General features: G+C 59.8%; 17 protein-coding genes. 6 read left to right on the top strand and 11 right to left on the bottom strand.

Annotation, left to right across the window (positions count from 1 at the left end):
* Positions 1-26: 26 nt before the first annotated feature.
* Positions 27-641, top strand: a complete 615-nt coding sequence (locus tag QOL84_RS27735) for an NAD(P)-dependent oxidoreductase (protein ID WP_283439287.1) — start codon at positions 27-29, stop codon at positions 639-641.
* Positions 642-751: 110 nt separating this feature from the next.
* Here QOL84_RS27735 and QOL84_RS27730 read toward each other — a convergent pair whose 3' ends face one another.
* Positions 752-1,633 (bottom strand): LysR substrate-binding domain-containing protein, encoded by an 882-nt coding sequence (locus tag QOL84_RS27730; RefSeq protein ID WP_283439286.1) that lies wholly within the window; start codon positions 1,631-1,633, stop codon positions 752-754.
* 229 nt (positions 1,634-1,862) lie between these two features.
* On the opposite strand from QOL84_RS27730, the gene QOL84_RS27725 reads away from it, so the two are divergent.
* Both QOL84_RS27725 and QOL84_RS27720 read left to right on the top strand, forming a co-directional pair.
* Positions 1,863-3,500: a 5-guanidino-2-oxopentanoate decarboxylase gene (locus tag QOL84_RS27725; RefSeq protein ID WP_283439285.1), complete on the top strand. Its 1,638-nt coding sequence runs from the start codon at positions 1,863-1,865 to the stop codon at positions 3,498-3,500.
* Positions 3,497-4,948: an aldehyde dehydrogenase family protein gene (locus QOL84_RS27720; protein WP_283439284.1), complete on the top strand. Its 1,452-nt coding sequence runs from the start codon at positions 3,497-3,499 to the stop codon at positions 4,946-4,948. The genes QOL84_RS27725 and QOL84_RS27720 overlap by 4 nt, the downstream gene beginning before the upstream one ends.
* A gap of 209 nt (positions 4,949-5,157) precedes the next feature.
* Here the strand turns inward: QOL84_RS27720 and QOL84_RS27715 are convergent, their stop codons facing one another.
* Positions 5,158-6,087: an AraC family transcriptional regulator gene (locus QOL84_RS27715; RefSeq protein WP_283439283.1), complete on the bottom strand. Its 930-nt coding sequence runs from the start codon at positions 6,085-6,087 to the stop codon at positions 5,158-5,160.
* A gap of 370 nt (positions 6,088-6,457) precedes the next feature.
* On the opposite strand from QOL84_RS27715, the gene QOL84_RS27710 reads away from it, so the two are divergent.
* Both QOL84_RS27710 and QOL84_RS27705 read left to right on the top strand, forming a co-directional pair.
* Positions 6,458-6,811 carry an antibiotic biosynthesis monooxygenase family protein gene (locus tag QOL84_RS27710; RefSeq protein WP_129395278.1) on the top strand — a complete coding sequence of 118 codons (354 nt, stop codon included), beginning with the start codon at positions 6,458-6,460 and terminating at the stop codon, positions 6,809-6,811.
* A gap of 44 nt (positions 6,812-6,855) precedes the next feature.
* The gene (locus QOL84_RS27705; RefSeq protein ID WP_129395277.1) at positions 6,856-7,098 is read left to right on the top strand and encodes a hypothetical protein; all 243 of its coding nucleotides are present in this window, start codon (positions 6,856-6,858) and stop codon (positions 7,096-7,098) included.
* 4 nt (positions 7,099-7,102) lie between these two features.
* Here the strand turns inward: QOL84_RS27705 and QOL84_RS27700 are convergent, their stop codons facing one another.
* A complete protein-coding gene (locus tag QOL84_RS27700; protein ID WP_129395276.1) occupies positions 7,103-7,732 on the bottom strand; it encodes a flavin reductase family protein in 630 nt (209 codons plus the stop codon).
* Between the two features lie 164 nt (positions 7,733-7,896).
* On the bottom strand, positions 7,897-8,088 hold the full coding sequence (locus QOL84_RS27695) for a hypothetical protein (RefSeq protein ID WP_283439282.1): 192 nt from the start codon (positions 8,086-8,088) through the stop codon (positions 7,897-7,899).
* 341 nt (positions 8,089-8,429) lie between these two features.
* Between QOL84_RS27695 and QOL84_RS27690 the strand changes: the two genes are divergently transcribed.
* Positions 8,430-9,185, top strand: a complete 756-nt coding sequence (locus QOL84_RS27690; RefSeq protein ID WP_129395274.1) for a COG4705 family protein — start codon at positions 8,430-8,432, stop codon at positions 9,183-9,185.
* A 121-nt stretch (positions 9,186-9,306) separates the two neighbouring features.
* Here QOL84_RS27690 and QOL84_RS27685 read toward each other — a convergent pair whose 3' ends face one another.
* From QOL84_RS27685 to QOL84_RS29430, 7 genes are all read right to left on the bottom strand, one after another.
* On the bottom strand, positions 9,307-10,626 hold the full coding sequence (locus QOL84_RS27685) for an MFS transporter (protein ID WP_129395273.1): 1,320 nt from the start codon (positions 10,624-10,626) through the stop codon (positions 9,307-9,309).
* Positions 10,627-10,936: 310 nt separating this feature from the next.
* Entirely contained in the window at positions 10,937-12,268 is a 1,332-nt protein-coding gene (locus QOL84_RS27680; RefSeq protein WP_129395272.1) for a sigma-54-dependent transcriptional regulator, read from the bottom strand.
* Positions 12,268-14,028 (bottom strand): ATP-binding protein, encoded by a 1,761-nt coding sequence (locus QOL84_RS27675; protein ID WP_283439281.1) that lies wholly within the window; start codon positions 14,026-14,028, stop codon positions 12,268-12,270. The genes QOL84_RS27680 and QOL84_RS27675 overlap by 1 nt, the downstream gene beginning before the upstream one ends.
* Positions 14,029-14,106: 78 nt before the next feature.
* Positions 14,107-16,938 (bottom strand): RHS repeat-associated core domain-containing protein, encoded by a 2,832-nt coding sequence (locus QOL84_RS27670; RefSeq protein ID WP_283439280.1) that lies wholly within the window; start codon positions 16,936-16,938, stop codon positions 14,107-14,109.
* 43 nt (positions 16,939-16,981) lie between these two features.
* Entirely contained in the window at positions 16,982-19,726 is a 2,745-nt protein-coding gene (locus QOL84_RS27665) for an RHS repeat-associated core domain-containing protein (RefSeq protein ID WP_283439279.1), read from the bottom strand.
* Entirely contained in the window at positions 19,723-22,878 is a 3,156-nt protein-coding gene (locus QOL84_RS27660) for a toxin TcdB middle/C-terminal domain-containing protein (RefSeq protein ID WP_346772247.1), read from the bottom strand. The genes QOL84_RS27665 and QOL84_RS27660 overlap by 4 nt, the downstream gene beginning before the upstream one ends.
* Positions 22,879-22,893: 15 nt before the next feature.
* Positions 22,894-24,195, bottom strand: coding sequence for a SpvB/TcaC N-terminal domain-containing protein (locus QOL84_RS29430; RefSeq protein ID WP_346772246.1), 1,302 nt, complete (start codon positions 24,193-24,195; stop codon positions 22,894-22,896).
* Positions 24,196-24,377: the final 182 nt, after the last annotated feature.

Genomic DNA, 24,377 nt, shown 5'->3' with positions numbered 1-24,377 from the left:
AACACTCAAGCCAATTGGAGAACGTCATGAGCAAGATCGCAATCATTGGTGCCACTGGCCGTGCCGGTAGCCAACTGCTGGAAGAAGCCCTGCGTCGCGGTCACAGCGTTACCGCCATCGCTCGCGATACCTCGAAGATCGGCGCGCGTGCCGGTGTAGTCAGCAAGAATGTCGACGTGCTCGATTCGGCGGCATTGCAGGAAGCGGTGGCCGGTCACGACGTGGTGATCACCGCCGCGCATTTCACCACGGTGCCAGCGTCGGCGATTGTCGGGCCGGTGAAGCAGGCCGGGGTCAAGCGTTTGCTGGTGGTCGGCGGTGCCGGTTCGTTGTTGCTGCCGGACGACACCCGAGTGATCGACAGCGCCGGTTTCCCGGCCGAGTACAAAACCGAGGCCAGTGCCGGTGCGGCGTTTCTTGATGCATTGCGTCAGGAGAAAGAACTGGACTGGACGTTTTTGTCGCCATCGGCAGAGTTTGTTGAGGGTGAGCGCAGCGGCACATTCCGCATCGGCCAGGAGCACTTGCTGGTGAGCGTCGAAGGCCGTAGCTGGATCACCTTTGCCGACTACGCGATCACGCTGATCGACGAAGTGGAAACGCCAAAACACTCACGCCAACGCTACACCGTCGGCTACTGATACATCCCGTGTAGGAGCTGCCGCAGGCTGCGATCTTTTGATCTTGTTTTTGATTTTAAAAAACCAGGATCAAAAGATCGCAGCCTGCGGCAGCTCCAGGGGATTTGTGTTCAGCGGGTGTGGGCTTGTTCTGTGAGCCAGATCATTAGTTCTTCGAGCGGTGGCGACGGCTCGGTTCCTGGTGGCAACACCACGTAGTACGCCAATCCTGTTTTCACTTTCAAATCAAACGGCATCACCAGCCGTCCGGCGCGCAAGTCGTCGCCGATCAACGACCAGTCCCCAATCGCCACGCCCGTCCCGTGCGACGCCATCGACATCGCCTGATCCAGCGTTTCGAAATGCTGGCCGCTGCTGATGTTGTCCAGTTGCAGCCGCGCGGCGTTCAGCCACACCGACCAATCCTGAATATCGTGCGTCGGGTGCAGCAGCAGATGCTGTTGCAGATCCGCCGGAGCATTCAGTGCCGGTGAACCCTTGAGCAACAGCGGCGAGCACACTGGCGTCAGTTGCTCGTCGAACAGGTGCAAGGCGCCCGGCGAGTTGTCCGGTGGCGGGCCGTAAATTACCGCTGCATCGAATTGCTCACGCTGAAAATCCACGCCGTGTTGCAGCGACGCCGTGAGTTTCACCGGCACGTCCGGGCGTTCCTTCTGCCATTGGAGCAAGCGCGGCAACAGCCAGCGCATCACGCAGCTGGGTGCCTTGAGTTGCAGGGTCTGACGCTGCAGGCCGATCTGTTCGCTCGCTTCGCTGATCAATCCGAAGACTTTTTCCACGCGCGGTAGCCACTCGCGCCCTTCAGCGGTCAGCGCCAGGCCGCGAGCCAGACGGATGAACAGCGGATAACCGAGATGTTCTTCAAGTCCGGCGATCTGCCGGCTCACCGCGCCTTGGGTGATATGCAACTGTTCGGCGGCGCGAGTGAAGTTGCAGCACTGCGCGGTGATCAGAAACGTGTGCAGGGCGGGCAGGGGAGGCAGGCGCTTCATGGGGATCCAAGGTATGACGTGAGGACATGGCTAGTATGACTTTTAATCGATTGTTGCGGCTACCTGCCGACCGTTCAATGAAGCCATGAAGGGCTTTTATGTAGGAGTGAGCCTGCTCGCGATTGGGGTGAATCAGTCACCGCAATGGTGAATGAAAAGACGCCATCGCGAGCAGGCTCACTCCTACAGAAAAGCCTTGTGTATTCAGCGAACAAGAAGGGCAATCGACATGGCGACGTGTGGTGAAGTACTGGTCAAGTTACTCGAAGGCTACGGGGTCGAGCAGGTGTTCGGCATTCCCGGCGTGCACACCGTGGAGTTGTATCGCGGGCTCGCGCGTTCGAACATTCGTCACGTCACCCCTCGGCATGAGCAGGGCGCCGGTTTCATGGCTGACGGCTACGCGCGCATCGCTGGCAAACCGGGTGTGTGCTTCATCATCACCGGCCCGGGCATGACCAACATCACCACCGCCATGGGCCAGGCGTATGCCGATTCGATCCCGATGCTGGTGATTTCCAGCGTGCAGTCGCGCAGTCAGTTGGGTGGCGGGCGCGGCAAGCTGCATGAGCTGCCGAACCAGAGCGCACTGGTTTCAGGTGTTGCGGCGTTCTCGCATACCTTGATGTCGGCGGCTGAATTGCCGGTGGTACTGGCGCGTGCATTCGCATTGTTTCAGGCCGGGCGTCCGCGTCCGGTGCACATCGAAATTCCGTTGGACGTGCTTGTAGAAAACGCCGACGACTTGCTCGCCAGTGTGCCGGTCAATATCGACCGCGCCGGGGCTGCGCCAAGTGCCGTGAAGCGCATGAGCGAATTGCTCGCCGAAGCCAAACGTCCGCTGATTCTGGCCGGTGGCGGTGCCATCGACGCCGCGCCGGAACTGACCAAACTCGCCGATTTGCTCGACGCTCCGGTGGCGCTGACCATCAACGCCAAAGGCATGCTGCCGGGCAACCATCCGCTGCTCATCGGTTCGACCCAGACGCTGGTCGCCACCCGCGCGCTGGTCGCTGATGCCGATGTGGTTTTGGCCATCGGCACTGAACTCGCCGAGACCGATTACGACGTGACCTTCGCCGGCGGTTTCGAGATTCCCGGCAAACTGCTGCGCATCGATATCGACGCCGACCAGACCGTGCGCAACTACCCGCCGCACCTGGCGTTGGTGGCCGACGCGCGCAACGCTGCACAAGCCTTGCTTAACGTCTTGTCGCAGGAAAAACTCGACGAGCGCAGCAGCGATTGGGGTCAGGTCCGCGCCGGCAAACTGCGCGCCGAACTGGCGGCGAGCTGGGATGCACCGACGCTGGCGCAAACCCGTTTCCTCGACACCGTTCTCGATGAGCTGCCAAACGCCGTGTTCGTCGGCGACTCCACGCAACCGGTGTACACCGGCAACCTCACGTTCAACCCCGATCACCCACGCCGCTGGTTCAATGCCTCGACCGGTTACGGCACCCTTGGCTACGCCTTGCCGGCCGCGATTGGTGCGTGGCTCGGCGGCCAACTCGACAAAGGTGCGCGGCCTCCGGTGGTGTGCCTGATCGGCGACGGCGGCTTGCAATTCACCCTGCCGGAACTGGCCAGCGCCGTCGAAGCGCGGGTGCCGGTGATCGTTCTGCTGTGGAATAACCAGGGTTACGAAGAGATCAAGAAATACATGGTCAACCGCGCCATCGAACCGGTCGGCGTGGACATCTACACCCCGGACTTTGTCGCCGTGGCCAAGGGCCTCGGTTGCGCGGCCGAAGCCATCAGCAGCATCGAACAACTGCGCAGCGCACTGCGTTGTGCAACTGATCGTCAGGGGCCGACCCTGATTGAAATCGACCAGAGCCAATGGATGAAGGCGGTGGCGCAATGAACAATTTCCCAACCACACTCGACGGCCTCTACATCAACGGCCAATGGTCGGCAGGGCGTGAACATCTGCGGGTGATCAACCCGGCCACCGAAGCGTTGCTGACCACGGTCAATGGCGGAGATGAAAGCGCGGTCGATCAAGCCGTCGCCGCAGCCAGTGAAGCGTTCAAGCGCTGGTCGCAAACCAGCGGCGCCGAACGTGGGGCGATCCTGCGCAACATCGCCAATGGCGTGCGCAATGGCCGCGAGCATTTGATGAAACTGCAGTCGAGCAACAACGGCAAACCGCAATTCGAAGCGGCCATCGACGTCGATGACGTGATCGCTACCTTCGAGTATTACGCCGAACTCGCCGAAGCCTTCGACGCGCAACAGGACAGCAACGTGCCGCTGCCCAGCGATGATTTCAGCGCACGCCTGCGCCGCGAACCGTGTGGTGTGGTCGGGCTGATCGTGCCGTGGAATTTCCCCATGGTCACCACCGCGTGGAAGCTTGCGCCAGCGTTGGCAGCGGGTTGCTGCGTGGTGCTCAAGCCTTCGGAAGTGACGCCGCTGCCGGAGCTGGAACTGGCGGCGATCATTGCTGAATCGGGTTTACCCAACGGCGTGTTCAATCTGGTCTGCGGTACCGGTCTGGCGGTCGGTGCGCCGTTGTCGGCGGATCCGCGTATTGCCAAGATTTCCTTTACCGGCAGCAACGCGGTTGGCGTGCAGGTCATGCAGCGCGCGGCGGAAACGGTGAAGGGCGTTAGCCTGGAATTGGGCGGCAAATCTTCGCTGCTGGTGTTGGCGGATGCTGATCTCGATCTGGCGGTTGAGCTGGCCTGTGGCGGCGCGTTTTTCAATGCCGGGCAGATGTGTTCGGCCACCAGTCGCGTGCTGGTCGCTGAGGAACTGGAGGAGGAGTTTCTCCGCCGTTTGCACAAGCGTGCGCAGGGGATTCGAGTGGCGGATCCGTTCGATCCTGAAGTGGAAATGGGCGCGCTGGTCAATCAGGCGCAGTACCAGCGAGTGCTCGGCCATATCGATCGTGGACTGAGTGCCGGTGCGCGTTTGCTCTGCGGCGGCAATCGTCCGGCGGATCTGCCGCGTGGCTACTTCTTGCAGCCGACGGTGTTCACCGACGTGCCGCTGGACAGCGCGCTGTGGCGTGAAGAGATTTTCGGGCCGGTGGTTTGCGTGCGCAGCTTCAGCAGTGAAACCGAGGCAATTTCACTGGCCAACGACACGCAGTTTGGCCTGGTCGCAAGCGTGGTGACGAGCGATGCGGTTGCGGCGGATCGCGTCGCCAATGCGTTGCAGGCGGGGATGGTCTGGATCAATGCGCCGCAGGTGATTTTCCCGCAGGCGGCGTGGGGCGGGTACAAGCAGAGCAGCATCGGTCGCGAGCTGGGGCCTTGGGGGTTGGCGGCGTTTCAAGAGATCAAGCATGTGATTCGCGCGGTTTAAAAGTCTACCCTCACCCCAGCCCTCTCCCGGAGGGAGAGGGGGCCGACCGAGGTGTCTGGTGATGTCCATCGACCTGGAAAATCGAGTCGATTATGGATTCGGTGAAGCATTTTCAGGTCGGTGTATTTCCTGAATATCCTCCAATCAGTCCCCTCTCCCTTTGGGCGGTCCGACGTTTCGGGAGGGCTAGGGTGAGGGGCTTCCAACGATTACACCGAAATCCGCAACCGCGCCAAATCCCGCAACGGCGGCGCCCCAAACAAGCGGCTGTACTCGCGGCTGAACTGCGAAGGACTCTCATACCCTACGCGATACCCCGCCGCCGACGCTTCCAGCCCTTCGGCCAGCATCAACCGCCGCGCCTCCTGCAAACGCAGTTGCTTCTGATACTGCAGCGGACTCATCGCCGTCATCGCCTTGAAGCGGTGATGCAGGGTCGACACGCTCAGATTCACTTCCTTGGCCAGATCATCGATGCGCAACGGCTGCTCGAAGTTGCCGTTGAGCCATTTGATCGCCTGGCTGATGCGGTGGCTCTGGCTGTTGGCAATCGCGATCTCATACAAACGATGACCCTGCGGACTGCGCAACAGGCGATAAAGAATCTCCCGACGAATCAGCGGCGCGAGCATGGCGATGTCTTTCGGTGCATCGAGCAGACGCGCCAGACGCAGCACGGCATCGAGCATCGAACTGTCGATTTGCTCGACATACAAACCGCGACCGGTCGGCCGCGTCGGCACACCCATCGGGCCAGCGTCAGCGATCAGCGCGGTGATTTCGGCCGGATCGATATCGAGGCGCACGGCGAGGATCGGGTTCTCCGGCGACACGTTGACCACACGCCCACTCAGCGGCATCGAAACCGAGACCACCAGATAATTCAGCGGGTCGTAATTGAAGTATTCATCCGCCAGCCGCACCTCTTTACGCCCCTGCGCCATGATGCACAGCGCCGGTTGCGCGAGCACCGGGGCAAAGTCGTGGGATTGGGTGTGGCGCGACATGAACAGCGAACCGACGGCCGTGGCGTAGCTGCCATCGTCCGTGGTGTTGCGGCGGATGATCGCCGCCAGTTCCGCGCGCTGCTTTTCCATGTCAGCGGTGGGTTGGGCTTGGAAACGATCGAATGACGTCATGCACGGCATCCTCGGCAAGGGAGGTGGAATGGAGCAGAGCATATGTTTGTGCAAGCGCGAGCGGTAGACACATCCTGCGAAATGCTTGCCTGATTCTGCACCGCGATATCCATCAGCGCTGGACGAATGCTGACCTGTAGGAGCTGCCGAAGGCTGCGATCTTTTGATTGTTGTCTTTAAGGTCAAAAGATCGCAGCCTTCGGCAGCTCCTACAGGGGAGCGCGCATCAACGACGGTTCAGACAAGTCTCGCAGGATTGTGCAACGCGGCGGCAGGAATCGACTAACGGCATCTGGCACATGGCCCTTAACCTTGGATCCTGTCGCAGCCCGTCCCCCGGCTGCCACGCGACTCCCTGGGAGGGTTGAACATGTCCAAGCAGATTCCCGTCAGTCATATGGCCTTCGTTCGAGCGCGCGCCGGGCGTTCGGCGGAACTCGGTGTGCGCCTGAGCGCGTTGATCGATCCGTCCCGCGCTGCCCCCGGTTGCCTGAGCTTTGCCTTGCAGCATTCACAGTGTGATCCCGAGTTGTGGCTGGTCTGCGGGTTCTGGAGCAGCCAGCAAATGATGACCAACTACTTCAACAGCCCGTCGATGGAAATCTTCGCCGAGCTGGTGCAGGAGCTGGTGGTCAACAGCCTCGACTTCCACACTTTCAAAGACGTGTCGGTCGCGCAAGCCCTCGGTCAATGCCCGGCACCGGTACACAAACTCGCCGGTTGAGGGTTTAATGTCCGGCTTAATTTGTCTGAGCCGGGATGTGTGACATGGCACGTAAAGAGTTCGAACACTTCGAAGCAGTCTCCGCAGTCGTTCCCGTCGAGTTGGGCGGCAACAAGGGTTACCACGCGGCAATCGCGGTCAAGGCCTTGGTCGATGGCGGTGCACCACGCTTTCACAAACTGCTGAATGATCAGGTTTTTCCCGGCGCCATTGCTGCTGATGACGCGGCCATCAATGAGCTGGATAAACTCAAAGGCGTCACCGACGACGCCGAGTTGATCTGGTAACGCGTTATTTGTTTGCGCCCGGACGCCACATCTTGAACAGGGCTTCAGGCCCCAGCTGGAAATAATCCGCCGGCCCGCCGCCGCGCAGAATCGGTTCTGCCGCGGCGGTGTCGTAGATGCCATCCTTCAACAGCCACTTGGCGATGTGTACGGCGACCACTTCGCCGAGGATCAGCCAGCTCGGCACGGTTTCGCCATCGGCGCGCTGCAACTGAATGATCTGCGTGACCTTGCATTCGAAGGACACCGGGCTTTCGGCCACGCGCGGCACCGAAATAACCTTCGACGCCACGGTGGTCAATCCCGCCAAATCAAATTCGTTGACCTGCGGCGCGACCATCGCGCAGCTCTGGTTCATCTGCTCGGCCAGCGGGCGGGTAGCGAGGTTCCAGGCGAATTCGCCGGTCTGCTCGATGTTGTTCAGGCTGTCTTTGCGCCCGACGCTGGAAAAGCCAATGATCGGCGGAATGTAGTTGAAGGCGTTGAAGAAACTGTACGGCGCGAGGTTCAACTGACCTTGGGCATCCTGCGAGGAAATCCAGCCGATGGGGCGCGGGCCGACGATGGCGTTGAACGGATCGTGGGGCAGGCCGTGGCCATTGGCGGGTTCGTAGAAGTGGATGTCATCGGGCATGGCGCAAGATCCTGAGGCTGCATTTCGAATGCAGCCATAGTGCAAGGACGCCCCCGATATTTCCACCCATACAAATCCCCTGTAGGAGCTGCCGAAGGCTGCGATCTTTAAAGCAAGATCAAAAGATCGCAGCCTTCGGCAGCTCCTACAGGGGGGGCGCAGGATCAGCTGATGGCAGCGGCAGTGCCGGTTTTATCAAAACCGTCAGCGGCGTAGGTGCCGGTGTGGCTGGTTTCGATGGCAGCGCTGGCGCCGTTAATGAAGTCAGCGGATTTGGTTTTATCCGAGCCGTCGGCGGCGAAAGTGTTGGCGGCCAGCACGGAAAGGGTCAGGGCGAGGATCAGTCGGGTTTTCATGATTGTTACTCCAGATTCGTTGGCGGTGTGTCTTGCATGGGTTTAATGCTACGCCAACTAAATTGATTGAAAAGCGCAAATTAATGCTAAAAACAATCGATTAACTTGATGTTAAGGGCGGCGTGTTGAATTCGCTTTCGTCGTCGGAGCGAGCGTCGCGCAGGTCATCGATCAGGTGATTGCAGAATGAGGGGGCAGCATTAATCAGCGATTAATCGCTGTTTTGTCGTGTGTGACAGATTTTTCATACTTTGCCGACCGCTTTTTCACCGCCGCAACGCCAGTCTGCCTGCGGCCAGAAAACCAAGAACCGGCCGTCACACACTGGAGCTTTCCTTGCAATGAACAAACTTCCTCAAATCACCCTGGCTTTCTGGGTCATGAAAATCTGCGCGACGACCCTGGGGGAAACCGCGGGGGATTTGCTGTCGATGACGCTCAACGTCGGTTATGCGCTGAGCTCGCTGATTCTGATTAGCGTCTTTGTGCTGACGCTGATCACGCAGTTGATGGCCAAGACTTACAAGCCTCTGCTGTACTGGCTGGTGATCCTGTCGACCAGCACCGCCGGCACGACCATGTCGGACTTCATGGATCGCACCCTCGGACTCGGTTATGCCACTGGCTCGATGATCCTCATCGCGATTCTGCTGGCGATCTTTGCCGCGTGGCGTCTGAGCGGTGATTCGCTTAACGTCAGCAAGGTGCAGACCTTCCGTGGCGAGATGTTCTACTGGATGGCGATTCTGTTTTCCAACACCCTCGGCACGGCACTGGGCGATTACCTTGCTGACGATTCAGGGTTGGGTTTTGCCGGTGGCGCGCTGCTGATCGGCTCGACCATCGCGGTGGTCGTGCTGCTGAAATATTTCACGAAGATTTCGACGGTGGTGTTGTTCTGGGTGGCGTTCGTGTTGACCAGGCCGTTCGGCGCGACCTTGGGTGACTTGATGACCAAACCCCATGAGAAGGGCGGGCTGGATTTCGGCACCATCGGTTCGTCGGCGGTATTGGCGGGGATTCTGCTGGTGATGATTGTCGGCGCTTCGTATGCGCAGAAGCGCTATGGCAGGCCGCATGTTGGCGAGTTGACTTGATACCGAGTCGCGGCATTCGCGAGCAAGCCCGCTCCCACAGAGGAACGCATTCCAATGTGGGAGCTGGCTTGCCAGCGATGAGGCCATCACAGCCACCGGTGCAGTGGCTGTGAAAACCCGATCAGTCAGTGACGATGCGCGAATGTTTCTGGGTGTCTTTCATGGTCACGTAGACCAGCAACGACACCGCAATGCACGCCGTCACATACCAGTAGTAACCGGTTTCCATGCCGATGCTCTTGAACCACAGTGCGATGTATTCAGCGGTACCGCCGAAGATCGACACGGTCAGTGCATACGGCAGGCCGACGCCTAAGGCGCGGATTTCAGTCGGGAACAACTCGGCTTTCACCACCGCGTTGATCGAGGTGTAGCCGCTGACGATGATCAGCGCCGCCATGATCAGGAAGAACGCACCCCACCAGGTTTGAATGGTGTGCAGGGTCATCAGGATCGGCACGGTGAAGATCGTCCCCAGCACGCCGAAGGCGATCAGGATCGGACGACGACCGATCTTGTCCGAGAGACCGCCGATGATCGGTTGCAGGCACATGAACAGAAACAGCGTGGCCGCCGAAATGGTGGTCGAGTCGGAGATGCTCATGCCGACGGTGTTCACCAGGTACTTCTGCATGTAAGTGGTGTAGGTGTAGAACGCCAGCGTACCGCCCATGGTCAGGCCGACCACGGTCATCAATTCCTTTGGATGACGCATCAAGGTGCGCATGGCGCTTTCCTTGGACTTTTCTTTCTTGGTGAACGACTCGGTTTCTTCCATGCCGCGACGCAGGTACAGCGCAACGACTGCGCACAGTGCGCCGATGGCAAACGGAATACGCCAGCCCCACGCGTACAGCTGTTCGGTGGTCAGCACGTTTTGCAGAACGATCAATACACCCAGCGCGATGAGCTGGCCCGAAATCAGGGTCACGTACTGGAAGCTGGAAAAGAAGCCGCGACGTTGCTTGGTCGCCATCTCCGACAGGTAGGTCGCCGAGGTGCCGTATTCGCCACCGACCGACAGGCCTTGCAGCAGACGGGCGAAGATCAGCAGGATCGGCGCGCCGATGCCGATGGTTTCGTAGTTCGGGCTGAGGGCGATCAGCAGTGAGCCGAAGCACATCAGGTAGACCGAGGCCATCAGCGCTTTTTTGCGTCCGACCTTGTCAGCGTAGAGGCCCATCAGCCAGCCACCGATCGGACGCATGAGGAAGCCGACGGCGAAGATCGCAGCGGTGTTCATCAGTTGTGCGGTGGAGGAGCCGGCAGGGAAAAATGATTTAGCGAAGTACAGCGAGAAGGCGGCATACACGTACCAGTCGTACCACTCGACCATGTTGCCGACGGAACCGCTGAAGATCGATTTGATCCGGCTGGCGGTGGTTCTTTCTTTGGCGGGCGCGGCAGCCGACCCAAGAGGCAGGGCGTTGGAGTTATCCATTGAAGGATCCTTCGTTTAATTGTTTTTGTGGAGCGCGTTAAAACGCAGCCTGCGTGGGCTATAGCAGGAGCTGTGCCAACGGCGAGAGAGCCGGTTTAGAGGGGGCAGGGCGGTTTGGTGAGCGGAAATCCGCTTATTGTTGGAATGGGATGAGCGGAAAAACGCTTACGCAGGATGGGTTTTGTGTGTTGGGTCGGGCCTCTTCGCGAGCAAGCCCGCTCCCACAGTGAACCGCATTTCATCAGGAGAAATACGGTCCACTGTGGGAGCGGGCTTGCTCGCGAAGACGGCATTACAGGCGCAACAAAACTCAACTGCCTGAAACAAACATCTCCCGACTCAACCCATGCCGCTGCAGCTTTTCATTGAACGTGCGGCGTGGCAGTTGCAGCTCTTCAAGCACCGCTTTGACGTCGCCCTTGTGCCGGGTCAGCGCTGCACGCAAACACTGCGCCTCGAACGCTTCCTGCTGCGCCGCCAGCGATTGCCCCGGATCGATCCCCGGTGCCGGCTCGTCCAGCCCCAGCACCTGCCGTTCGGCAACGTTCGCCAGCTCGCGGACATTGCCCGGCCAGTCATGGCTGAGCAGATGACTCAACTGTGCACCGCTCAGCGGCGGGAAGGTTCGGCCCAGGCGCTGCGCCGCACTCTGTGCGAAGGTTTCGAACAACAACGGAATGTCCTCGCGGCGCTCACGCAACGGCGGTAAACGCAGTTCGGCGACATTCAGGCGATACGCCAGGTCTTCCCGAAAGCGACCGGCACGGGCTTCGTCGAGCAAGTCGGGTTTGGTTGCCGCAACGATGCGCAAGTCGACGCGAATGCTCTGGTTCGAACCCAGGCGTTCCAGTTTCTGCTCCTGCAACACCCGCAGCAATTTCACTTGCTGGGCGAGCGGCATGCTTTCGATTTCATCGAGAAACAGCGTGCCGCCATCGGCGTATTCCAGTTTGCCGATGCGCTTGCCGGAGGCGCCGGTGAAGGCGCCGCTCTCATGCCCGAACAACTCGGCTTCGAACAACTGCTCGGGGATCGCTGCGCAGTTCAGCGCCACGAAGGGCTTGTCGGCACGTGGGCCGAAATCGTGCAGGCAACGTGCAACCAGTTCTTTGCCGCTGCCGGTTTCGCCACGGATCAATACGTTGACCGGCAGCGCCGCCAGATCCAGAACCTGCCGGCGCAAAGTCTGCAAGCCTTTCGACACGCCGAGCAACGTTGCATCGAGTTTCGCGCGGTGATCGGCCTGTTCGTGCAGCGCGCGGTTTTCGAGGACCAGGCGTCGTTTATCCAGGGCCCGGCGCAAACTGCCGAGCAGGCTTTCCGGGCTGAACGGCTTTTCGAGGAAATCGTAGGCGCCGTCGCGCATCGCTTCGACCGCCATGGGGACATCGCCATGCCCGGTGAGCAGAATCACCGGCAGATCGGCGTCGCGGCGCTGCACTTCGGCGAGCAGTTGCAGCCCGCCCATGCCGGGCATGCGCACGTCGCTGAGAATCACCCCGGGGAAATGCGCGGGCAGGGCGGCGAGGCATTCTTCGGCGCGACTGAACAATTGCACCGCGAATCCCGACAGGCTCAACCACTGTTCGACGGCGCTGCGAATGCTGCTTTCGTCATCGACCACCATCACCGAATTGAGCATCAGATATGCGCCTCCAGATCGATCGGTAGAGTCAGGCTGAACACTGCGCCGCTGTCGCCATTCTCGGCGCTCAGGCGACCGCCGGATTCATGCACGATGGCAAAGGATACCGCCAGCCCGAGGCCCAGTCCGTCACCCACCGGTTTAGTGGTGAAGAACGGGTCGAAGACCTGGCCCAGGTGTTCTTCGGCGATCCCGCCGCCATTGTCGCTGACGCTCAGGCGCCACAGTTGTTCGTCGGCTTCCAGGCGAATTTCCAGGCGTTTGCACGGTTTGCCGTGCATGGCATCGAGGGCGTTGCGCAGCAGATTGATCAGCACCTGTTCGAGACGAATCGCATCGCCGCGCACCCAGGCCGGACGCGCCAGGTGGAGCACCAGACTGACCTGTTCATCGCGCAGCCGGGCATCGAGCAGTTGCAGGGATTGGTCGACCACCGTCGCCAGGTCCAGACGCTCGCGCAGGCCGCTGGGGCTTTTGCGCGCAAAGGTTTTCAAGTGACCGGTGAGGGAGGCCATGCGCGTGAGCATTTCGTCCACTGGTTTCAGGGCTTTATAGGCATCGTCGACGCGGCCATGGTCGAGCAGCAGGCGCAGTGTCGCCAGTTGCATGCGCTGAGCGGTCAGCGGCTGATTGATTTCGTGGGCCAGCGCCGCAGACATCTGCCCCAGAGCGGCGAGTTTGGCCGACTGCACCAGACCGTCCTGCGCCGTGCGCAAATCGCGCGTGCGTTCCTCGACTAGTTGCTCGAGTTCTGCGCGGCTGCGCTGGCGCATTTTCGCCAGGCGCCAGCGTTGATTGAGGAACAGCAACAGAAACACCAGCGCCAGCCATACGCCGGCGGCAGCGAGCCCGGCGTTGCGCAAATCTTCGAAGGCGACCTGTGGATGGCGGAGCAAATGCAGGGTCCAGCCTTCGGTGGTCAGCGGCAGCGATTCCCACAGGTAATCCGCCGTGCCTTGCGGGCCTTCGACGCGAGTCAGATCGCTGTTTTCATCGAAGCTGCGCAGCGACAGGTAGGTCAGCGGCAGCAGTGCCTGTTTGTCGTACTGACGCGTGCTGTGGATCTCGGCCATGTCGCTGGCGCTCAGCGGACGCAAGGCGCGGTAACGCCAGCCCGGTTGATTGGCGATGAAGATGATTCCGCGTGCATCGCTGACCAGCAGCGTGTCGTTGCCCTGGCCCCATTCGCGTTCCAGTTCCGGAAATTCCAGCTTGACCACCATCGCCCCGAGGAACTCGTCGTGGTCGCCGAGCACCGCGCTGGAAAGGAAATAACCGGGGATGCCACTGGTCACGCCCACCGCATAAAAACGTCCAGTGCCTTGGGTGCGGGTCTGGCTGAAATAGGGGCGGAAACCGTAGTTGTGGCCAACATAACTGCTGGGCAGGCGCCAGTTACTCGCCGCGACAGCGAGGCCAGTGTGATCGAGCAGCTCAAGGGTCGACGACTGCGCCGCACCGTTGATCTTTTCCAGCTTGAGATTTAGCCCCGCCTGTTCGTCAGCATCGACGGAACCTGCCAGTGCCGAGCGCAATTGCGGATCCAGCGCCAGCACGGCGGGGAGGGCGCGATAGCGATCAATCAGGGTGTGCAGAGAATTGGCATACAACGCCAGTTGCTGATTGGCGCGGGCCGCGTCCTCCTCCTGCGCCTGACGTTCGGCGTGGCGAATGGCAAGCGTCGCGGCAAGCGCCGCACCGGCGACAATCAGCAAGGTATACAACGACAGACGCAAGGTACGGGAAGTCGGCAGCATGCTGGGCTAATGGATAAAGGGACGGGCCGGCACGATAGCATGGGTCCGGCGATCCTTCTCGAATGACTCGTTAGCCGATCAGACCTGAGTGAATTTGCGCGAGTGGGAACGCAGCATGGTGCGCGCGTAGGTCAGTTCGCCGATCACTGAGCGAGTGGCCTGGGTCAGGCTTTCGACCGAGTCGCCAGCGTTCTCGCCAAAGAAACTGAAGGTGTTCATGGCGCTGACGCCAGTCATCTCAAACTGCGCGGTGATCGCGGCCAGATTGCTGTTCAATGCGCCGATCAGGTTTGTCAGGTTGCGATCGCCCTTGGCGATTTTCTCTGCCGAAAGTTCACCGCTCCCACCCACCATTTCATGAACTATTTCCACCGCGCCGAGCAAGCCACTGGCTGTAGCACTGACTTCACTCGCCATGTCGGGAGCAAATGATTTGGCTGCCAGTCCGACGGCCGTGCTGGCTCCTTCCTTGATGCCCTTCAATGCACCCTTTTGCGTGTCGGGAAGCATTTTTGAATATTTCTGCTGGATGTAGTTGATGGGCGACATGGTTTTGTACTCGGCTTTCAGGATGATTTTTTCCATCGATATCCGGCTGGCCTTGAACTTGATCGAAGCACTGGCTCCGGTGCGCTCTGCTGCATAATCCCATAAGGCACTGACGGTTTTTTTCGCGGCGAATCCCATGGCAACCCCCACCACGTTGCCCGCCCCCGGAGCGACGGCCCCCAAGGCCTGGGCGCCGATACCGACGGCTATTCCGGCACCGTAGGAAACGATTTGCCCGGTAAGGTGGACACCGCCTCGGCGCAAGGAAGACACCGCGAAGTCGGTGCTCGAACGGTGATTGAGAATCTGCTGTTGCGCATCGATGCCACGCCGCAGCGAGATGGCGAGGATATTCAGGTGCCGATCAATCGCTTTTGAAAGTGATTGCCTGGCCAGGCCGGGAGCGTTGCGTTGGCGCCGGCGTTCGTCGCCCCTGAGGCTACTGGCGATGATCGCATCCAAGCCTTTGAGCCTTAGGGTTTCAGTGCCCCCAAGGTCAATATTGCCGAGCGGATCGTTGCCCACGAATGCATAAAAATTAAGTCCGTCGACATCCCCCGCCGGGTCGGCACTGATCCAGCGCTGCAGCCAGGGCGCGTAATAGCGCATGCCGTAGTAGTACAAACCGCTGACGTCCATTTCCTTGCCGCTGTAGCGCAGAGTCTTGTAGTCCACCGCCGTGCTTGAGCTGGGGAGCCACAGCGCCGTGCCGCCGAACGGATAGTAGGTTTCGCGGCTGATGAGCCGGCCGAGTTGGTCCACCTCGATCAGGCTTGAGCCGAGATGATCATCGAGGCTGTAACGCAGCTGATTGTTTTCGACATGCGCGGGAGGTTTTTCCCGCCAGTGCAGACAACGCACGCTGCCGGGCAGGGTGATGACATGCAGTTCTTCGCCGTTGTCGCGGGTGCGAATTTCCAGACCTGGCAAATAACGCACCTGAAGATAATGCGTTGCACTGGCGGTATGGGTTTGGTGGCGTTTGCCGACGCGCTCGCCCTGGCTGTAGACATAGACTTCGCAGTCATCCGCCAGGCCGTTGTCATGTTCGAGCAACGTCACCTGACGCAACTGGTCGTGCGCGTTCCAGAACAGAGCAGCACCGTGCTGGAGTTTGCGCTGATTGCCGTGGGCGTCAAAAAATGCCGCGAAATCGGGTAGCGGATCTGCCTCTTTCCAGTGCAGCGCACGGTTGCTCGCAGGGTCGACGAGCATCTGCCGCGTGTAGCCACCGACTTCGCGCGCGTGCACCAGTCGAGTCAGGTTATTGCCCTGATCGTAAACAAAGTGCTGGGTGTAATTGCGCAGGTTTTGCGGGTCACTGGGCAGCGGACGACCGGGCAGGTCACTGGTCGGGGAGGCGTCATGGCCGCTGGCGCGGGTCAGCCGGTAGAGTGAGTCATATTCGAAATGCCGCTCGCCATCGATCAGCTGGTTGGCGAAGTACACGGGCTGAAAGGTCAGGTCCTGGATATGCAATACGTTGCCGATACGGTCATAGCCATACACCAGATGCTGCTGCGCAGCCTGTCCGGGAATCGACGCTTGTGATCGGTTCAGCCGACCATCGCGCGGGTCGTAATGACAGCGGCTGCGCATGTCATTGGCGGCGTGCTGCTCGATAAGTTGTCCGGCGGCGTTGTACTGCATATCCAGCCAGACAGGTTGCAACTGGCTGGCACCGTGGCACATAAGTGTCACCTGCCTGAGTTGCCCGGCGAGGTCAAAGTGCAGGTTTTGTCGATGACCACCGGCATCGGTTTGCGTCAATGTCTGGTTAAGCGGGCTGTAGGTTTGTGCGCTCCGATGACTGATGCCATCGTCGAAGACCCGTATCTGAACCAGTGGTTGGCCGAGCAGGCTGAAGTTCGGCCAGTTGGAAATACCGGAAGAGTCCTGCAACGTCAGCAACTGCCCACGCAGATTGTCTCCGGCGTTGGCGTCGTTATCGCCATAGGTGAATTGTTCGTGCCGGGTTTGTTCATTCTCGACAATTTCAATCGGCCGCAACAGCGCGTCGTAGTGATAGCGCCAGTGGTTGCCGCGCTGGTCCCAGCGTTGCAGCACTTCATCTGCCAGCCCAGGCAGGGTCACGCGCCAGCCAGCATCGACGCTGTCGATTTTCAGCGGGCTGCCGGCCAAACCGTGAACGGTGTTGAGGTTGGCTTTCGGCGATGCGCCGAACAGACGCGGATCCCATTGTGCCGTTAACCGTGCGTTGAAGTCGTACACTTGGCGAGTGATGAGCGATTCACTGGTTTGACCCGCCGCAGTGCGCAAGTAGTCGACGACACGCACGGGCAATCCGCGGTTATCGATTACCTGCAACCGAGGCGTTCGAAAGTGGAGGTTGGCGCTCATCTCCGACGCTCCATTACCCGGGGTGACCTCAGGTCTGTGCAATTCATTTGCCCCGATACCGATTGCGAATGATCGGGACTTTTTGCTGATAGGTGTTGAGGAATTCTCGAGTGGTCCCGATATTATTACGGGCGAATCCCACAAGCTGCTTCGCATCAGACTGGCGTAACATTTTCGCCTTGGCTGTGCCTACCCGATTGAGTGCCAGGTCAACCAGGTAGCTGCGCATTCCGTTTTGTTCATCGTAAAACTCGTTAATTCCCAGTTCGGCAAACGCGGTGTTGGTCGATGCGGTCAATCGCGTGACCATCGCATCGAGTTCATCGAGAGTGCTGTGGATTTTTGCCAGTTTCAGCGATGACAGGCCTTCCTCGGCCTCATTGGCTTGCTGTGCAAGGCTGCCCAGGGCCATGGCCTCACCCACACCGGGCACATAGGCGCCGACGACTTTACTGATGCCATCCACCGCCAATTGTTGCAAACCCTCACGGCTGCGCACGTCGTACTTTTCGCGGGAGGGGAGCGCGGATGGTGGCTGCAGCTCTGCCGCAATGGCATCACGGTTGAAGGTAGAGGTGCGGGGGACAATCGGCGAGTTCAACGTCAGTTGTTCCACCAGCGTGTCATAAGTGCCAACGCTCCGGTCGGCGATGTTGTTGCCCAGTGTCAGGCCGATCAAATCAGCGGAAAGCCCGGGCATGGCTTCGGAGGCAAACGTGGCGGCATTGAACGAGGTAAACCAGCCGGTGGCGGCGCTGCCGACTTGATAAGCAACGTTCCTGGCCAGCGTCGTGCGCCATTTCCCTGGATGTTGCAGGTTGATCAGTTGGCCCTGAAGGGTACTCATTTTTTGATCTATGGAAGACAACGCCTGCATGTTCCAGCTGATCAGTCGCTTGAGTTCGTTGGGCGAGCGATTGAGCCCGGCGTCATCGAAATAGTTCATCGGGTTATTGCCGACGAATGCGTACAGGTTCAGCCCGTCGACATCGCCTCCAGGGTCCGCGCTGATCCAGCGTTGCAACCACGGCGCGTAATATCTTGCGCCATAGTAATAAAGGCCGCTGACGTCCATTTCCCGGCCTGAATAACGTACGGTCTTGTAACTGACCTCCAGCCCCGAGCGGGCGCGCAACCACGCGGTCGCCCCAAACGGGTAATAACCTTCGTGACTGATCAGACGCGCCTGCTGATCCAGTTCCATCAGGCTGGAACCGCAATGATCGTTGAGGGTGTAGCGCAATTGATCGCTATCGATTGTCGGCGGTTCGCCTGTCCAGTGCAGGCAACGCGCGTCGCCGAATCCGCTGGCGACAATGATGACGTGCAGTTCCTCGACATTGTCGCGGGTGCGGATTTCCAGGCCGGGCAGATAACGGACTTCGTCGAAGTGGCTGACGGACGTTGTGTGCCGCTCATGGCGCTTGTAGACCCGCACGCCCTGGCTGTAACCGTACTGCTCTTGATCATCGGCGCTGTTGTCGCGATGGATCAGAGTGATTCGAGCCAGTTGGTCGCGGGTGTTCCATTGCAGCGGCTGGCCGGGTTGCAAGGCCAGCAGATTACCGTGGCGGTCGAACAGGCTGGCGAAGTCCGGTAGCGGATCGCCCGCCTTCCAGCGCACGCCACGATTGCTGGCGGGGTCGATGCTCATCTCGCGCGTATGGCTGGCACCCGCGCGGACATGGCGGAGCCTGATCAGGTTGCCGCTGTGGTCGTAGGTATAAGTCTGTGTGTAATTGAGGCGGTTGTGCGGGTCGGTTGGCTGCGGCAAGCCGGGAATGTCCGAGGGCGGGCCATCGTCATAGCCGCTTGCGCTGTGCAAGCGGTCCAGCGAGTCATAGCTGAACAGGCGTTCGCCGTCGACCCGTTGGTTGGCGAAGTGACTGACACTGAAAACGTGATCGAGGATGCGCGTGCAATTGCCTTTCGCGTCATAGGCGTATTCAAGATCCTGCAGAGCCGGCTGCGTGCCGATAGCAGAGGATTGCCGACGCAGGCGGCCGTTCTCAGGTTCATAGAGCCATTGGCTGACCACTCCGTTGGCGGTCTGTTGTTCGGTGATCTGCCCTGCGGCGTCGTACTGGGCGTAGCGCAAAACCGGTTTCCAGTCGGGCTGGGCGTTGATTCGCAACTGGCTGAAGTTGAGCTGCCCGGCAACGTCGTAGCGCAGTCGCTGGCGATGTCCGCCGGCATCGGTGTGTTCCAGCAGGCGGCCTGCCGGGCTGTAGACCCGTTGACTGACAAACGCCATGTCGTCATGAAAGGTGCGGGTCTCGCGCAGCGACTGACCGGCGAGGCTGAAACTTTCGAAGTCGCTGGAGCTTGACGCGTCCCTCAACGTGATCAATCGCCCTCGCAGGTTGAGGGCAGGGTCGGCGTTCGCGTCGGCATAGATGCAGGTTTCGATATCTGCCTGTGTGAGGTTTTCCTGCGTCAACAGGCGCAATTGTTCATCGAAGGTGGTTCGCCAATGGCTGCCGCGCTCATCCCAACGCTCGAGCGCCTCACCGGCCACCCCGGGCAATGTCAGACGCCAGCCGGCATCGACGCTGTGAACAGCGAGTGGTTCGCCACTCAAACCATACACGGTCACCTGACTGGCCATTGGCAGGCGCGGATCCCACTGCGCTACCGCTCTGCCTGCCGGGTCATGCTGGAAACGTGAAACCAGCACTTCGGCCGCGTCTGCGGCAAACGTGCGCAAATAGGCAACCTGCCGCACCGGCAAGCCGCGGCCATCACTGACGACGAGTGATGGCGTACGCCAGGCGACATTGGCGTTCATGCTCGGGACTCGTCGGTATCGTTGAAATCTTCACTGGTGTGATACCAAGGATGATAGGTCTCACGGGAAAAATGGCCCTGGGCATTGATCAGTTTGACCGGCCGGCCCATGGGGTCGTAGAACTGCTGATCGAAATAGCCGTGCTCGCGCAGGGAAACATCGTTGACGTAGCCATGGCTATCGGCAAAGAACGGCCGGAATTGCCGCACTGCCAGGCCTTTGTTGTTGTATTCGACCCGTTCGCTGATGCGCCAGCGCGACTCGGCAAAGACCTCGCGCAGCTCACCGCGATCAAGTGTCAGCGCGCCGTCGGCGCTCACCTCATACGCCTGGCCAGGAGCGACAAGCTGCTGGGTTTGCAGCGCCCGGCCGAAACCGTCCACACAAGCCTTGATGATCTGTATCTGTGCCGGGACGTCGTCATGGGGGTAGCGGTCGGCACTCAGCAAAACGCGGTACACCGGTTCACGGCGAGCACTGGCAATGCGCTGGCTCAAGACTTGTTCGGTGTGGGTCTTGAATGCGTTGCGATGCAGGCGCAGGCGTGCGCTGGCGCGAATATGTCCGCTGGGCAGGATGTAACCTTGTGCAATCCATTGGCTTGCCCCTTCTGTGTCAGGCGGGAGCTGGCCCATCCAGCTGAACAGATCCTTGCGCAAAGTGCTGGCGGCTTTTTGTACGGCGGCCGCCGGGTTGTCGATCGCTGCATCGGGGCGATAATCCACCGGGCGCAGGTATTCACTCAGGGACTCGAAACCGGCGGCAATGCCGTTTTCGGTGCCATGAAAACTGGTTGCCAGTGGTTGCCCGGACGGTTCGTAGAGGGCTTCATGAAGGTTTTCATTGGCATCGACGATGCAGGTCGGCTGTAACGCGTGATAGTCATAGATGATCCGGGTCGTGCACTGGTCCGGCAGTTCGACGCTGTTGATTGCCAGGCAGTAGTCATCATATTGCGCCGTCGTCCAGCCGTGGCTGAGGGTTTCACGGTACTTGAGGACTTTGTAGAAACTGTCGGGACCTGCGTATTGCGCGTAGCCGTAATGCGAGGACCAGAGATTCTCCTCGGCGTCTGGCAGGGGCGCCGGTTCGAACAGGGGTGGCATCGCCGTGTAGCCGATTTCCTTCAGTGCCGCGCGAATGTCGAAACCTGGCAGATCGCCGTAGGCGTCCAGTGCGGTCTTGTCCATCTGTGCCAGTTCCAGCGGCGCGACCAGCGCTTCGAAATCACTCTGCCCCTCGGGCAGCGGCGACATGTCTGCACTCTTGAGATAACGCTGTATTGACTGCATCGTCAGTACTCGCCCGGTATTCCAGTGGGCTGAGTCCAGATGCGCGTTCAAAGCCTCGTAACCGATCTGTTGCGGGTCGAGGCCTGTGGGTAGCTCCCCTTTGGGCAATACCAGGGCATTGTTGCGTTGCTGCCACGGCATACCCAACCGCCATTGCTGCGGGTCTGCATCGAGGTCGATGTAGCGTGCGCGGGCCTCGCTCAGGTAGTAAGACTGCTGGGCCTGATCATGCGCATCGAGCCACCATTGCTGTTCATCCGGGTCAGTAAAGGGCGGCGTATCCGTCGGATCGCGGCGGCGTGCATAACTGACCGTCAGAGCGTGAGTCGGCAGGCCGTAACGGTTACGACGCAAGGTGATCTCGTGCCGGCATTGTGGGTCGTCGATGAAGCGATCGTAGGCATAACTGATGTGTTCCAGTGCCAGCGGCAACAGCACGGCTGCGGGATCATGCTCACCTCGAGGGCGTACTTCACGCACCAGATAGCGATGCTCCTGGACGGTATATGGCAGGAGCGAATCATCGTCGGCGGCATAGGTTTCGCTGCGGATGATCGACCCCACCAGTGTGCGGGCAATTTCATATTCGGTATCGGCGTCGGGCGGGGTCACCGTCTCATCGTATTCATCACCGAGGTGATAGCGGCTGTACAAGGTGCCACCCAGTGCCACGGCCTCGGAGTCTTCCGTGAAGTAGCCTTCGCGGGGTGCGGTCATGGATTGCCCGGTGTGAAACCAGGTACACACCCGGACCGGTGCGGTGAAGCCGACCTCGTCATTTCCCGTCGCGCTTTCGCTGTCGGTGTGCTGGATCCGGCCGAAGCCGCGAAACTCGCGCTCCCGTCCGTCATAGACGCCGTGACGGTATTCGGTCATTTGCATTGTGCGATTGCCAGTGACCTCGTCTTCCTGCAATTGCTGACTGACCACCTGCACGGGAAAAGGCAGATAGCAGGCTGGAGCGACCAGCGGTTGTTTTGCCAGTCGTTCGCTTTTTTCATCAAGCCATGCCTGTGCGGAACTGCGATAGCTGACACGAGTGCTGCAGCCCATGTTGTTATTGGTGGCATTGAGCAGATAAGGCTTGGCTGCGACAAAGTCATAACGCCAGCGCTGCGGTTCAATGTGCGTAACGCTCAGAATCAGACTGGCGCAGCCCAAGCCTTGTGCATCAGTCAGCGTCACTCGGGACAACTGGTCGTAACGAATGCCTTCCGGCCACGGAACAATCACGGGTGTTTGCTCCAGGCCATTACCACCGTGATTGCGGTAAATCTCGAAAGCGTCGGATTTCAGGTAGATCAGAGCCGGTGCGCCAGACCCGTCGAGATCGGCTATTCGCACCTGCGCCGCATTGAACCCGGCATACGTAAAGGGCAGGGCGCTGATCACCTGGCCTTTGCCGAACTTGCCGTGTCCCAGGTTGGGCCAGCATTTGATTTCGTTGTATCGAATCCGGCACAGCTCGCTCATGTCACTGCCGAGCATGTTGCCCAGAAACACCAGCTCAGTGGCTGAGTTACTGAACACTGGCAGACGGTCGTCATCGATTTCATGGGCGACGTCTTCGGCACGGGCAAAACCGTCCTCACGTTGATTGGCGTACAGGCGCACGGCGCGTGGGCCGATCAGCGCCAGTGAACTGAGTCCGTCGCCGACCAGATCGCCCAACTGCGCAAGGGTGTGGGTAAGCTCCACTGGCACCATTTTGAATGTGTTGAACAACCTCCACTTGCGATCGGCACTCAATGTGAAAAAGCCGCTGTTGCCCGGTTGCGCGCTGATCCAGTCCAGACGTCCATCACCGGTCAGATCGGTCAGCCACTGCTGCACCGGCTGCCTGCGATTGGCGACAGGCACTGCCGGCAGCGCTGTCTAGGGGCCGTAATCGATGGCTTCCGGGCTCGACTCGCCGCGTTGTGGTTCGCGGTAGTACCAGCACTGGTCAAACCGTGCGAGAAACCCCGGAACGCCTTCGCCGTACAGGTCGACACATTGATAGTTAGCGCCATCATCGATGCCAGGCATGGTGTCCGTTGCAAACAGGCGTGTCGCGGTCTTGTTGATCTCGAACGCTGTGTAATCGAACTCGACCGGTGGGGTATTTTCCACTCTGCCATCGGCATCCCAAGCCTGGTAATGGGCGGCGCTGATCTGGCTGTACGTCCATGCCGGTTCGACGTTGCGGTACTCCAGCAACAAGCGTCGGACGAGTGTCGGGCGGGGACCGGTTTCTTGCGCAAAGTGATGAAACATCAACATTTGTTGGCAAGTCCTGCGGGTGCCGATTTCAAAACCCTGGCCGTACGTCGAGAACGGATCACCGCGTTGCAGCCAGGGTCGCAATTCGATGCCGTCATACACGGGTTTTTCGCTCATGTCGCGACTGCGCTCGCCGTAGTCGAACAGCAGGTGGAAATGCCAGTGCAGGTCAGCGGGATCGTCGTTGCTCCACGCATACAAGTTTGCGCTGGCGCTGGCGTTACCGTAGAGCACCCGGTGCAGATAGCGCTGGGCGCGGTAGTCATGCACCGGGTCGGCGTCATCATCGTCGCTCAGGTACTCAAAGCAGATGTGCTCGCCGTGGGCGTTCATGCTCTCGCAGAGTAACCAACTGCTCACTCGCATTGGATTGTCGGGATCCGCGCGGCGGCTGGCGGCGGTTTTCCCGTAAACGTGCAATGAGCCATCAGCCCCGTGTACCAACCAGAACGGCGGCATATGCGGTTCTGCTTGCCAGCGTTCGCGCAGAGCAAAATCGCTTTCGACCAGCGGCCAGTAACGCACGACCGTGTGCGGGCCGATCGCCATCCCGTTGTAACTCGACTCTGCACGCGACTTCAGTTCGCCGTCTTCGTCCAGTTCGGGCATCCACACCTCGCCGTCGTGGCCGATGATTTCGTCGTGATCGGTATAACGCGGTACACCTTTATGGGTGCGACGGCTGATCTGGCCGATCCCCAGATTCCAGCCAACGCCAAATATCCCGTTGCCGGCCTGGCTGCTGTAGGTCAATGACAGTTGTGGATCCCAACCACGCCCGGCGGACGCAGGGACAGGCAGCTCAAACGACGCCGCACCGGTCGGACCTACCGCGCCCCAGCTTTTTCCGATGGTGGCGATCGTCGAACTCTTCTCGATCGATGGGGTAACGATGCTCAACTCTTGATCGGCCATGATCTGATCCAATGCACAATGCGGGGGCGCAGTTGGACAGACGCTATCAAGATAAAGGGGATGGGTAACCTGTCAGATCTGACAGGTGTTTTATGCCGAAAAGTATGACTTTCAGCAGGTGTTATCGCCGATCTTTTTGCTGATGAATACAAAAAAGGGCCGACCTGTCGTGTGACAGGCCG

It is taken from the genome of Pseudomonas helmanticensis (assembly GCF_900182985.1).
GTDB lineage: Bacteria > Pseudomonadota > Gammaproteobacteria > Pseudomonadales > Pseudomonadaceae > Aquipseudomonas > Aquipseudomonas helmanticensis.
Note: the sequence above shows the minus strand (reverse complement) of the source record. Positions and strands in the feature narration are given on the sequence as shown.